The organism is Acinetobacter sp. YH12108 (genome assembly GCF_013419055.1).
Classification (GTDB): domain Bacteria; phylum Pseudomonadota; class Gammaproteobacteria; order Pseudomonadales; family Moraxellaceae; genus Acinetobacter.
In genome coordinates, this window is record NZ_VPAW01000006.1 from 185,999 (window position 1) to 197,609 (window position 11,611).

An 11,611-nucleotide genomic window follows, 5' to 3' on the forward strand; every position below is an offset into this window, starting at 1 on the left:
ATTATAATCAAGAGATTAACAAAAAATATGGATACAAAACGTAGCTTTTGCTAACAAAATGTATCCAAATTAAAAAGTCGGATATTAAATAGTTGGAGTTAACTGTCAGTCAAAACGGTAAATATCCATTCCCAAAGCGCCCATCGTAAAACTGCTATGCACGATACTGAAACGGTTGCCGGTGCCCATGGCAAAGAATAGCGGCGCAAAGTGTTCCAGCGTTGGGTGATTACGTTTTAACTGAGGAATAGACTGCCAGTCCAGAACGGCATCAAAATCGCTATGGGTTAATTTATTGGCCACATAGTTGCGGAAGGCCGATGCCCATTCCGGAACTTCATCGCTATTTCCCTGCCAGGACAATTCACGTAAATTATGGGTAATGCTCCCTGACCCGATCAGGAAAACCTGCAGCTCACGAAGGGGCGCCAACGTCTGGCCAATCTTGTAAATCTCTTCTGCACTCATCGACATTGGTAAAGAAATTTCAACTACCGGGATATCTGCTTCCGGATACATATGTAATAGCGGCATCCAGACGCCATGATCACGCGGACGGGTGCTGTTGGCATGTGCAGAGAACCCGGCATTGGCCAATAAGCCCAAGACTTGCTCAGCCAGCTCTGGATTGCCAGGAGCAGGATAGCGTAACTCATATAACTCAGGTGGAAAGCCACGGAAGTCATGCCAGGTTTCAGGACGAATACCTGTATTGACTTCCAGAGCTTCACTTTCCCAATGTGCCGACATAACAATAATGGCAGTTGGACGTGGCAGATTCAGGCTTAAACGGTGCAATGCCGGGCCAACCTGCTCAGGATTGAGCGCGAGCATAGGGGAACCATGAGAAATAAATAAGCCGGGCAAAGTCTGTAAGTTCATAAGTCAAACCACATTAATTCAATGTTTTAATCATGCAATAAAAAGAGAAGCAAAGGCAGGGGGGATTGTTCAACAAAACGTTGCATAATCAGAACGCATCAACAGATCAGCCTGCACGGTGATAAGGATGATTATGGTTGATGCTCATGGCGCGATACAGTTGTTCAATCAGCATTACACGGACTAGCGGATGTGGCAAGGTGAGTTTAGACAGGGACCAATGCCAGGCTGCTGCTTTTCGGACTGCTTCAGAATGGCCATCTGGCCCACCAATCGCCAAGGCAATATCATGACCTTCCAGCATCCAGCCTTTCATGGTTTCAGCCAGTTTTTCCGTACTAAACTCACGGCCACCGACTTCTAGTGCAATCAGGACTTCATTCTGTTTTAAGGCATTTAAAATACTGTCACCTTCAATATTCCGGTATTTCAGAATATCGGCTTCAGAATCGTTTTTGCCCCGTTTTGCCATTGGCAATTCAACCACCTGAGTCTGTACAAAAGGCTGAATACGTTTGAAATAGTCTTCAAAGCCTGTCAGCACCCAAGCCGGCATTTTCTGGCCGATGGTTAAGATACGGATTTTCATAGAACTGGATCAATAATTAGATACTTCATTATAACGATCAAACAACACGAAGTTGAGCTAGGGAAACAAATTGAAATTGAAATCATGAATTTAATGTTGCTTTAATATCCATAATTCAAGTATCCGCTTGATAATAAAGGAATGGATAATAAGAAATGCGGACCAGTCTCATTATTAAAAGATATTGTACTTTTCTACTAATTATTCTCGGTTTAACCAGTTCAGGCATGAGCTTTGCTGCACCTGCAAATTTTTCCTCTAAACAGGCACAGACAGAACATCTGGAACTGTTTATCAAACAAATTATCAGTGTAGATGAATACCGGAATTTTAAAAATACCAGTGAATTAAACCGGGTCTCAGCATGGCTCAAAGAACAGATGCGTTTACTTGGCATTCCTTGCCAATTTCAAAACTATATTGTAAATAGCCTAAGCTATAGAAATGTGGTGTGTCAACTGAATGCCAAAGCCAAAACCAAACTGGTTATTGGCGCGCATTATGATGTCTTTAGTGATCTGTATGGAGCAGATAACAATGCTTCCGGTGTAGCAGGGGTACTGGAAACAGCTCGATTATTGGCCTTACAAAAGTCAAAACTCAAACATAATATCGAGTTTGCTTTCTATACACTGGAGGAGCCACCCTATTTCAAGACTGAACATATGGGAAGCTATCTACATGCCAAAGCTTTAAAGACCCAGAAAAAGAAAGTGAAAGGTGTCATTATTCTGGATTCTATTGGCTATTATGATGAAAATCTGGTGCAGACCTATCCGACAGGTTTGAAATGGATCTATCCACGGCATGGCAACTTCATTGCTGCGATTGGACATTTGGCATCAGCCGGTTTGACAGGAGATTACTGTTCATCCATGCAACGTTTCAAGCGTCTGGACTGTCAGCGTTTTGTCAGTCCGGCATTCGCTCAGGACATGAATTTTTCTGGTTATCTGAATTATGCCAAGTTTAACTATTCAACTATGCTGATTACAGACACAGCCCATTATCGTAATCCTTACTACAATACCGAGCAGGATACCTTAGATAAACTGGATCTGACCAAGATGGCTCAGGTCGTGAATGGTTTGGTTGATATGGTGATTCGTCTTTAAAATTATCTTCGTCTGGATACAAAAACACCCTGCCAGAGCAGGGTGTTTTTCGAAGCCTTTAGGTCTTAATGACGTGCAGCTTTAGCTTCTTCACTTGCTTTCACAATTGGTGGTTTCACCAGTGCTTTCGGCATATCGATCAAAGCCAAAGGTAAAATCTCATCAATCGATTTCACAGCTTTGATTTCTAGGCCTTCTTTTACATTCTCAGGAATTTCCGCAAGGTCGCGAACATTTTCCTGTGGAATGAACACCAGTTTGATGCCACCACGGTGCGCAGCAAGCAGTTTCTCTTTCAAGCCACCGATACGCATTGCACGGCCACTTAAGCTGGTTTCACCTGTCATCGCAATATCTGGACGAATCGCAATACCGGTGAATGCAGACACTAGGGCAGTGGTCAGAGCCAAACCTGCAGATGGACCATCTTTCGGAGTTGCGCCTTCTGGTAAATGCACGTGCACATCAGTTTCTTCGAAGCGGGAAGCTTCGATACCTAATTCAGCCGCACGGGTACGAACGACAGTCATGGCAGCGGTAATCGATTCTTTCATTACATCACCAAGTGAACCGGTGGTAATGAATTTACCTTTACCAGGTACTGCTGCAACTTCAATAGTCAGTAACTCACCACCCACTGAAGTCCAAGCCAAGCCGTTTACGCGGCCGATTTGAGCTTCTTCTTCCGCCATGCCGTAGTCAAATTTATGTGGACCCAAGTAGTCTGGAAGATTACCCGCATTCACTTCAACCTGAAGATTCTTAGCTTTCTTGCTAACCGCTTCTTTCACTACTTTACGTGCAATTTTAGACACTTCACGTTCAAGATTACGAACACCGGCTTCGCGAGTATAACGACGCACGATGTCACGAATCGCTTCCTCATGCACAGTCAACTCTTTAGCACGTAAACCATTATTCTTAATTGCTTTAGGAACAAGGTAACGATCAGCAATGTTAACTTTCTCTTCTTCGGTATAACCAGGCAGACGAATCACTTCCATACGGTCCAGCAGGGCCTCAGGAATATTCATGCTGTTGGCAGTACAGATGAACATCACTTCTGACAGATCAAGGTCCAGATCAAGATAGTGATCGTTGAACTTGCTGTTCTGTGATGGGTCAAGTACTTCAAGCATTGCAGAAGCTGGATCACCACGGTAGTCTTGAGCCATCTTGTCGATCTCATCGAGCAAGAACAGCGGGTTTTTCACGCCAACTTTGGTCAATGACTGCACGATCTTACCTGGCATCGCACCAATGTAGGTACGACGGTGACCACGGATTTCAGCTTCATCACGTACACCACCGAGGGCCATACGGACAAACTCACGACCAGTCGCTTTGGCAATCGATTCACCTAGTGAAGTTTTACCTACACCAGGAGGACCGACCAGACACAGGATTGGACCGCGTAATTTTTTCACGCGAGACTGAACCGCTAGGTATTCCACAATACGGTCTTTGACGTCGTCCAGACCATAGTGATCGGCATCCAGTATTTCCTGAGCTTTGTTCAGGTTAATGCTAACTTTGCTGGCTTTGTTCCATGGGGTATCCAGAATCACTTCCAGATAGTTGCGAACTACCGCAGCTTCGCTAGAGGCTGGTTGCATTGCTTTGAGTTTACGGAACTCAGATTCCGCTTTTTTACGCACATGCTCAGGCAGATCAGCTTCAGCCAGACGTTTTTCGATTTCCGCAACGTCATCTTCCGCACCGCCATTCATATCGGAAAGCTCGCGCTGAATGACTTTCATTTTTTCATTCAGAAAGTATTCACGCTGGTTTTTTTCCATCTGGCGTTTAACAGAGTCATGCAAAGTCTGTTCGATCTGCTGTTCTTCAGACTGTTGCAATAAATAAGTCATCAACTCAGTTAAATGTGCATCGAACTCGTCGTATTCCAGGAATTTCTGTTTCACTTCGATATTCAAAGGAACACGGGTCGCTACGAAGAATAACAATTGCAACAAGTCTTCGATTTTATTCGCAGCTGCAATCAGCTCACGAGCATTACGAAGTTTTGCTTCAGCATACTGAGCGAACAGGGCACGCAGCTCCTGCAAGCGCGTAGCTTGAGTTGTTTCATCGACTGATACAGTCATTGGGCTAAGTTCATGCTCAGCAGTCAAATACTCATTTTCATCAATGATGGTTTTGAGCTTGGCACGATACAGTCCTTCAATCAGGACTTTAATACAGTTTTCATCATTTTCGTGATTCACAACTTGCACAATCTTCGCGACAGTACCGTATTGATATAAGTTGTCGTGATCAATTTCTTCTGTAAGCGAATCTTTTTGCGCAACTACAAATACTAGATTGTCACTGTTACGAGCCACATCAACTGCATTGATCGATTTTTCACGACCGACAAATAGCGCAATTTGCATGTGTGGGTACACCACCACATCACGTAGCGCCAAAAGTGGTAATACACTTGGAACCTGAGGCTCTAAGGTTTCTTGATTCATAATAATTTCAGACATGGGCACTCCTAATGAGTGACAACGGTGTTGCCATGTTTTTAATAGTGATGGGTAATTTAAAAATTACAAGGGCTATAGCGACTAAATTGTATAAAAAATGACTAATTATGTGATTTTAAAGTACTTATGTATTTGGAAATACATCATTTAACGCTTAAAACGTTGTAAAAGTGTAGGCGTAAGCAGGGCATCTAAAGGCTGATCCCAAGCTTCTCGAGTTAAAGGCTGTTGGATCAGCTGAAAGTCATGCGCCAGTCCAAGACGAAAAGGGCGACGCGCTGCTGTTGCCAGCGTACGATCATAATAGCCACCACCCATACCAATCCGGGTACCATATTGATCACAGGCTAACAGTGGCATAACTAACAGATCCAGTTTTGAGACATGCAGCCCCCGTGTAGCCATGGGTTCACGCATTCCCAATCGATGATGAGCAAAACGCTGGGAACGATATTGATTCTGGTTGATTTCTACCCATGTGAGCTGTTGGTTCATATTGCAAATATTTGGGAGATAAACCCTTTTATGATGCTTAAAGCAGTATTCAATCAGCGCCTGAGTCCGAACCTCACCGAAAGCATCCAGATAAACCCCAACAGATTTGCTTGCATGAAATTCTGGCAAAGTCCGAATCATATTCAGGATACGTTGTTGAGTCTGTTTCTGGGTAAAACGAGAGAGTTGACGGCGCTGTTTACGTAGCTGTTTGCGAAGTTCGGAAAGATTCATCGTCGTCATAAATATGGTCTTCAGGATTTTAAGGCATTAGATTAATAAAATGCCATAACTTAAATAGAGGGTAGCAACATAACGAGTATTATAGGCATCTGTATGAATTTTTGATTAAATTTTAAAAATAATGAAACATTTATGATGAGTTAATCGATCTATGTTTAGACTAGTCAATTTTTTAAAGGACGAAAAAAGGTACGGGTATAGGACACTAAACCAGGAAAAATGCAATAAATTTAAGAATTAGAAAAGAAGATAAATGATGAAATATTTTGAGAAAAATAGAAGCACTCCGAGGATGCCGCTGCATGTCATTACCCTTGAACCCTAAAGTTCAAGGTGGACGAGACGCATACTTGCTGGGTTTCCCATACCGGATGGGCATACACTCTAAATATGCAGAACTCAATCCTAAGATTTAAATATCGGCTCAGGGGAATCTGACCCGCTGGCGAACATCTCAGAGTTAGACTAAGTATAAACGATAATGTTGATGTGGCAACTCTATGCTGTTCGTGAACTGTAAACAGTTTAGTCGAACGACCGAAGTTTAAACAAAAAACTCGATTATTCAGTTAGTTCTTCAACTTCTTGCAAAATAGTTTGTAACAAACGTTCGCAGTGTGCATATTGTTGCAGGGATTTATTCATCGTCAATACTTCCTGCATCAGTTCCAGTGCCACCATAATGATCAGTTTACTTGGTTCCATACGAGGTGCTTTACGGCGAAATTCATCGTATTTTTCATTGAGTAATTGCGCTGCACGTTGTAGTTCATCCTGCTGATCCGCAGTGGAGGCCAGACGGAAACTGTGACCCAATACCTTTAAGTCGATTGCGATTTGTTCACTCATGATGAAGCTTCCTCAGTCACTTCAGTAGGATGGGCCAATTGCTGAATTTCCTGTGCATTTTGATCCTGGGCTGTTCCCAAAATTGCCAGACGTTGAATAATGGCTTCAACTTTAGCTTTGGCATTTTCATTTTTCTGGGTAAGACGTTCAGATTCCTGATTCAGCCGCTGAATTTCCTGCTGGGCATGACGCTGTTCCAGCAATAACTTTTCTTTCAGCACGCGTAACTCATTGCGTTCAGCCAGAATTTCCTGAAAACGGTTCTTTAGATCAGTACAACTTTTTTCCAGACGGCTATAACGATCTGCCAGTGCTGTAGCATCCTGGTTTAAATGCTGAAACTGGTTACGTGATTCTGTCAGTTGCTGATTGAGGTTCTGGATTTCTTGTTGTTTTTGCGCAATAAAGCTATTTTTTTGTTCAATTTGAGTTTCATGTTGCACGCTTGAAGCCTCTTGCTTCTCACGTAAACTGGTATTCTCACTTTCAAGTTGTGCAAGTCGCGTTTTTAAAACGCCAATATGCACTTGTAGACGCTGTAATTCTTCTAACATATCGAGGTCGCACAGTGTTGCAAACAAAGGTAATATATAAAGCAGTATAGAGATTGGATAAACGAATGCAAGACGATATTTCAGGTTGGTCAGAATGGTACCGCAATTTTTCCTCAATTGAAGAAATTTCTAGCCCAAGCGAATTGCATGGTTTGCTTACCGGAATTGTCTGTGTCACTCAGGCACCTTCAAGTGATGAATGGGTACAGATTCTAGAAACGCTAGATGTTCCTGAACTGAACCCTGAAGCATTAGAATTGTTAACGGGTGAGGCAGAAGACATATTTCATGCGCTGTCTGAAGATGAGCTGGATTATCTGCCATTACTACCAGATGATGAGCATAGCTTGGCTGAACGCGTTCAGGCACTGGCTGACTGGTGTGCAGGCGTAGTGCTTGGTTTCGGTCTGGCTTCAGGGCATATCCGCAATGATGAAATGGAACTGATTGAACATTTACAAGATGTTGCAGCAGTCGAGTTTGAAGATTCTGATGACGATGCCGAAGGCGAAGAAAGCTATCAGGAGCTGTATGAGTTTGTTCGTCTGATTCCGGTAAGCCTGTCCGTCGGCCGTAAGAAACTAGAAGTTGAAGAAACACCTTTATTGCAGAAATTCACGCAAAAAGCACCTACTCCAGCTTCTGCAACTGAAGCGCAATCTGTAGTTGAAATTTTCTCGCCGAAACGTCCGAGTTAAGTTCAAGCGGTTCTAAACACAAATTAAAAAACGGTTCTGAAAACCGGCATATTTTTTGCTGATCCTTCTCATGATGATAGTAAATTAATCTGACCTGTTTTCAGGACCAAATTTTAAATAACAGTAGCAATTGATAAGAAGTAAGGTGTAATGAAGAAACTGACTCAAGCCGATTTTCAGGAACGTCGTGACATCCTCGCAGGGGAAATGGGATTACGTAGTATCGCGATTATTGCCACCAGCCCGGTTGCCCTGCGTAACCGTGATGCAGATTATAAATACCGCGCGGACAGCAGTTTCTTTTACCTGACCGGATTTGCTGAGCCTGAAGCAGTTGCAGTCATTGAAACTTTCGATACTGAAGAAGAAGGCTATACCTATAGCCTGTTCTGCCGTGAACGTGATCGTGAAATGGAAATCTGGAACGGCTACCGTGCCGGAGTAGATGGCGCCGTTGATGATTATGAAGCAGACGAAGCTTATGCGATTGATCTACTGGATGAGGAAATCCTCACCAAGCTTCAGAACAAAGACAAGCTTTTCTACCGGATTGGACACAATGCCGAATTTGATGCACGTGTAGCCAAATGGGTCGCAACAGCCAGTGGTGAAAGCCGCCGTGGTACTTCTGCACCGGCACAGATCATGCAGCTGGATCGTATCATTGATGAAATGCGTCTGCATAAAGATGAAAATGAAATTGAACTGATGCAGCTTGCATCAGATATTTCTGCAGAAGCGCATACACTGGCTATGCAGAAAGTTCGTCCAGGCATGATGGAATATGCTTTAGAAGCAGAATTAAATTATGTTTTTGGTAAAAATGGCTGTGTACCATCGTACAACAGTATTGTTGGTGGCGGTGAAAATGCCTGTATTCTGCATTATGTAGAGAATGACAAAGAACTGAAAGATGGTGATCTGGTTCTGATTGATGCTGCATGTGAATATCAGTTTTATGCTTCGGACATTACCCGTACTTTCCCGGTGAATGGTAAATTCAGTCCGGAACAAAAAGCTTTATATAATGTCGTACTGGATGCACAGATTGCTGCCATCAATGCAGTTCAAATCGGGAACTCTTATAAAGAGCCGCATAATGTGGCGGTTCGCATTCTGGTTCAAGGTTTACTTGATCTGGGGATTATGCAGGGAGATCTTGAAGAAATTATCCAGACGGAAAGTTTCCGCCAGTTCTATATGCACGGTACTGGACATTGGCTGGGTATGGATGTACATGATGTAGGTACTTATAAAGCCAACGGTGAATGGCGTGCATATGAAGAAGGTATGGTCGTGACAGTTGAGCCGGGTCTTTATATTGCGCCAGATGATGAAACTGTAGATGTTAAATGGCGTGGTATCGGAATCCGGATTGAAGATGATGTGGTTGCTACCAAAAATGGCCCGTTGGTGTTAACTGCAAAAGTTGTGAAAACCGTGGAAGATATTGAAGCCTTAATGGCCAAAGCACGTGCTGCTTAAATAAAAGATATAAAAAAAGCCGGTGATCTCATCGGCTTTTTTATTATCATAGGAAAAAGCTAAAAATTGACTCATTAAGGAAATTAATTTTTCTAATATATTGATATTAAAATGAGTATTTATAAGATTTTAAGAAAAAATGAATTAATTTCTTAGGGAATAAATTATCCAATGGCTACATAAAACAAAGATACTGTCGAGAAACATGAAAGACTTTTACTTACGTTAATCGCGACTTATTCAAATAAAATTAACTTTGTTAAAATTGAGAATTATAAGATGACAGGAATTCAACACAGCAATTGAGTTTTTAGCATCAAAGCAACATATTAATTCCGATTTCATTCTCATACTTGACCTGTTCCTTAAATAAACTCAAAGAAGAGCAGGAGAAAAATGATGAGACTAAATACGCTTGACTGGATTGCTTATGCTTTAGCGATTATTGGTGGCATCAACTGGGGTCTGGTTGGTGCGTTTAACTTTGATTTAGTCGCTGCCATCTTTGGTGAAATGAGTGCACTATCTCGAATTATCTATGTATTGGTTGGTTTGTCTGCCTTGTATCTGATCTATACTGGTACAAAATTGGGTCGACGTGATGTACATCATGAGTCTCAAGCTCGAGTAGTACGTTAACTGACTAAAAGTTAATTGAAGTCATTTATATTTTTTTAATTAACTGATTTCTATAACAGATTAGTTAATCTAAAAGATATAAAGGACATTTAACAGAAACGGAGCTTAAGCTCCGTTTTTAGTATTTAAATTTTTGATAATGCCTAAAGAGATCAAAAAATCTCTATAAGTTTTTTCTATCGACCGGATAAAAATACCTAAAGAAGTTAAATGGTTCTTTGCCTAATTTAATTAACCTTTTTTCTAAAACTAGATACGTAATAGAGCCTGCCAAGATCGAAGAGGTAATAAGTATAGAGCTAAATAGGTAAGGGTTTAATATATTGAGTTTGTTTAAAACCATAGCAACTGGGCTTAAAGTAAAAGGATGAATCAAATATAAAGAGTAAGATGAATCTCCAAGATGATTAAAGAATCTTAAAATTAGTGATTTAGTTTCTGTGATTAAGTCTTCTAAAGCTACGCATCCAACAAAAATGAAAAACATTGGGATCCCGATTTTTAATGATCTCAAAGTGATGAAATCAGGTAGTTTATAAAAGTTTTGATAGGCTAATAGGGAAGCACCGACAAGAATCATAAATATAGACATTAATCGGGAAAGACTAGTATTTTTTATAATGATAAATGCCAGAACGCCTAAAGCGAATTCAAGCAAAAGATTATGGGTTAAAAACATCAGAAATTCAGATTTTGGTTGGAGTATTAAACCTATAGCCACAACAACTGAAAAATATAGAATGATAAAAAGATATTTATATAAGTCTTTTAATAAAAAGATTAGGAAAAAAGAAAATATAAAATAATAATAAAATTCGTAGCTTAAAGTCCATCCATTATTAATTAAAAATTTACTGCCATTCGGAATTAAAAAGAAAGATTCGAAAATTCCTGTTTCACCACCGGATGAATTTATAAGATTTGGAGAAATCAGAAATACGATTAAAGCAAAAAAACTGAGAACCCAATAAAGAGGAATGATTCGGATGAATCGGTTTCTCATGAAATTTAGAAAATTAACTTTTTTATTATATGTTGTATAACACATAATAAAGCCAGAGATTATGAAAAATAAATCAACGCCAGAACCACCTATGTGATACCACTGAAGCGTATCAACACTGTATTGTTGTCCTTTAAAGGAGGTATGACTTATAACTACCATTAAGGCAGCAATCCCCCTAAGAAATTGCACTGAATAAAGCATAGTTATTATTTTATTAAAGTATTTAATTTAAACTACCATACTCAATGTTTGTCTAACAAATATACCTATTGAAAGACCGTGAATATTACTGATTATTTAATCTAAAATTATTACGGTTATTTTTATATAAAAGTAGCCTATTTTACGGGAATTCAGATATTCACTAGAGTTTTAGAAACTGGTAAAATTTGAATTTTTTATTAATTATTATTATTTATTAACCCGCTTTAAATATGTTTCAAAATTTTAATAAAAAGTAAAAGTACACTGCTTAATAAAAGAAATTCCAGAAACCATTAGATCTCTTTCATAAATCAAAAAACGATCTTCTTTTTGGTTAATATTTGCACTCCGGATTTCTTA

General features: G+C 40.4%; 11 protein-coding genes and 1 other RNA gene. 4 read left to right on the forward strand and 8 right to left on the reverse strand.

All coding sequences use genetic code 11. The features are described 5' to 3' along the window. Positions 1–105 precede the first annotated feature (105 nt). Both FTU46_RS05665 and rlmH read right to left on the reverse strand, forming a co-directional pair. The gene (locus tag FTU46_RS05665; RefSeq protein WP_180104521.1) at positions 106–882 is read right to left on the reverse strand and encodes a dioxygenase; all 777 of its coding nucleotides are present in this window, start codon (positions 880–882) and stop codon (positions 106–108) included. A 106-nt stretch (positions 883–988) separates the two neighbouring features. Then, positions 989–1,471, reverse strand: coding sequence for a 23S rRNA (pseudouridine(1915)-N(3))-methyltransferase RlmH (rlmH, locus tag FTU46_RS05670; protein WP_004782895.1), 483 nt, complete (start codon positions 1,469–1,471; stop codon positions 989–991). Positions 1,472–1,626: 155 nt separating this feature from the next. Here rlmH and FTU46_RS05675 point away from each other — a divergent pair, with 155 nt between their 5' ends. Further along, positions 1,627–2,586, forward strand: a complete 960-nt coding sequence (locus FTU46_RS05675; RefSeq protein ID WP_180104522.1) for a M28 family peptidase — start codon at positions 1,627–1,629, stop codon at positions 2,584–2,586. A gap of 65 nt (positions 2,587–2,651) precedes the next feature. On the opposite strand, the gene lon is transcribed toward FTU46_RS05675, so the two are convergent. The 5 genes from lon to FTU46_RS05700 form a co-directional block, all read right to left on the reverse strand. Then, positions 2,652–5,078, reverse strand: coding sequence for an endopeptidase La (gene lon, locus FTU46_RS05680; RefSeq protein ID WP_180002307.1), 2,427 nt, complete (start codon positions 5,076–5,078; stop codon positions 2,652–2,654). Between the two features lie 147 nt (positions 5,079–5,225). Beyond that, entirely contained in the window at positions 5,226–5,807 is a 582-nt protein-coding gene (locus FTU46_RS05685) for a 5-formyltetrahydrofolate cyclo-ligase (protein WP_180104532.1), read from the reverse strand. A 288-nt stretch (positions 5,808–6,095) separates the two neighbouring features. Further along, positions 6,096–6,280, reverse strand: a non-coding RNA gene (gene ssrS, locus FTU46_RS05690) — 6S RNA. A gap of 97 nt (positions 6,281–6,377) precedes the next feature. Further along, positions 6,378–6,665 (reverse strand): cell division protein ZapA, encoded by a 288-nt coding sequence (locus FTU46_RS05695; protein WP_180010784.1) that lies wholly within the window; start codon positions 6,663–6,665, stop codon positions 6,378–6,380. Further along, positions 6,662–7,219: a hypothetical protein gene (locus FTU46_RS05700; protein ID WP_004782884.1), complete on the reverse strand. Its 558-nt coding sequence runs from the start codon at positions 7,217–7,219 to the stop codon at positions 6,662–6,664. Before FTU46_RS05700 ends, FTU46_RS05695 begins: the two co-directional genes overlap by 4 nt. A gap of 65 nt (positions 7,220–7,284) precedes the next feature. Between FTU46_RS05700 and FTU46_RS05705 the strand changes: the two genes are divergently transcribed. The 3 genes from FTU46_RS05705 to FTU46_RS05715 all read left to right on the forward strand — a co-directional run bounded on the left by FTU46_RS05705 (position 7,285) and on the right by FTU46_RS05715 (position 10,041). Continuing rightward, the gene (locus tag FTU46_RS05705; protein ID WP_034703706.1) at positions 7,285–7,917 is read left to right on the forward strand and encodes a UPF0149 family protein; all 633 of its coding nucleotides are present in this window, start codon (positions 7,285–7,287) and stop codon (positions 7,915–7,917) included. Positions 7,918–8,067: 150 nt separating this feature from the next. After that, positions 8,068–9,402 carry a Xaa-Pro aminopeptidase gene (gene pepP, locus FTU46_RS05710; RefSeq protein ID WP_180104523.1) on the forward strand — a complete coding sequence of 445 codons (1,335 nt, stop codon included), beginning with the start codon at positions 8,068–8,070 and terminating at the stop codon, positions 9,400–9,402. A 399-nt stretch (positions 9,403–9,801) separates the two neighbouring features. Beyond that, positions 9,802–10,041 (forward strand): DUF378 domain-containing protein, encoded by a 240-nt coding sequence (locus FTU46_RS05715; RefSeq protein WP_034703714.1) that lies wholly within the window; start codon positions 9,802–9,804, stop codon positions 10,039–10,041. A gap of 163 nt (positions 10,042–10,204) precedes the next feature. Here FTU46_RS05715 and FTU46_RS05720 read toward each other — a convergent pair whose 3' ends face one another. Next, positions 10,205–11,248, reverse strand: a complete 1,044-nt coding sequence (locus FTU46_RS05720; RefSeq protein WP_257224602.1) for an acyltransferase — start codon at positions 11,246–11,248, stop codon at positions 10,205–10,207. Between the last annotated feature and the right edge of the window lie 363 nt (positions 11,249–11,611).

Bases quoted from the DNA above. Each gene is read 5' to 3' on its own strand.
- FTU46_RS05720 (WP_257224602.1), bottom strand. From the start codon at position 11,248: ATGCTTTATTCAGTGCAATTTCTTAGGGGGATTGCTGCCTTAATGGTA.
- FTU46_RS05685 (WP_180104532.1), bottom strand. From the start codon at position 5,807: ATGAATCTTTCCGAACTTCGCAAACAGCTACGTAAACAGCGCCGTCAA.
- FTU46_RS05665 (WP_180104521.1), bottom strand. From the start codon at position 882: ATGAACTTACAGACTTTGCCCGGCTTATTTATTTCTCATGGTTCCCCT.
- FTU46_RS05675 (WP_180104522.1), top strand. From the start codon at position 1,627: ATGCGGACCAGTCTCATTATTAAAAGATATTGTACTTTTCTACTAATT.
- FTU46_RS05705 (WP_034703706.1), top strand. From the start codon at position 7,285: ATGCAAGACGATATTTCAGGTTGGTCAGAATGGTACCGCAATTTTTCC.
- rlmH (WP_004782895.1), bottom strand. From the start codon at position 1,471: ATGAAAATCCGTATCTTAACCATCGGCCAGAAAATGCCGGCTTGGGTG.
- FTU46_RS05695 (WP_180010784.1), bottom strand. From the start codon at position 6,665: ATGAGTGAACAAATCGCAATCGACTTAAAGGTATTGGGTCACAGTTTC.
- FTU46_RS05715 (WP_034703714.1), top strand. From the start codon at position 9,802: ATGAGACTAAATACGCTTGACTGGATTGCTTATGCTTTAGCGATTATT.
- pepP (WP_180104523.1), top strand. From the start codon at position 8,068: ATGAAGAAACTGACTCAAGCCGATTTTCAGGAACGTCGTGACATCCTC.
- FTU46_RS05700 (WP_004782884.1), bottom strand. From the start codon at position 7,219: ATGTTAGAAGAATTACAGCGTCTACAAGTGCATATTGGCGTTTTAAAA.
- lon (WP_180002307.1), bottom strand. From the start codon at position 5,078: ATGTCTGAAATTATTATGAATCAAGAAACCTTAGAGCCTCAGGTTCCA.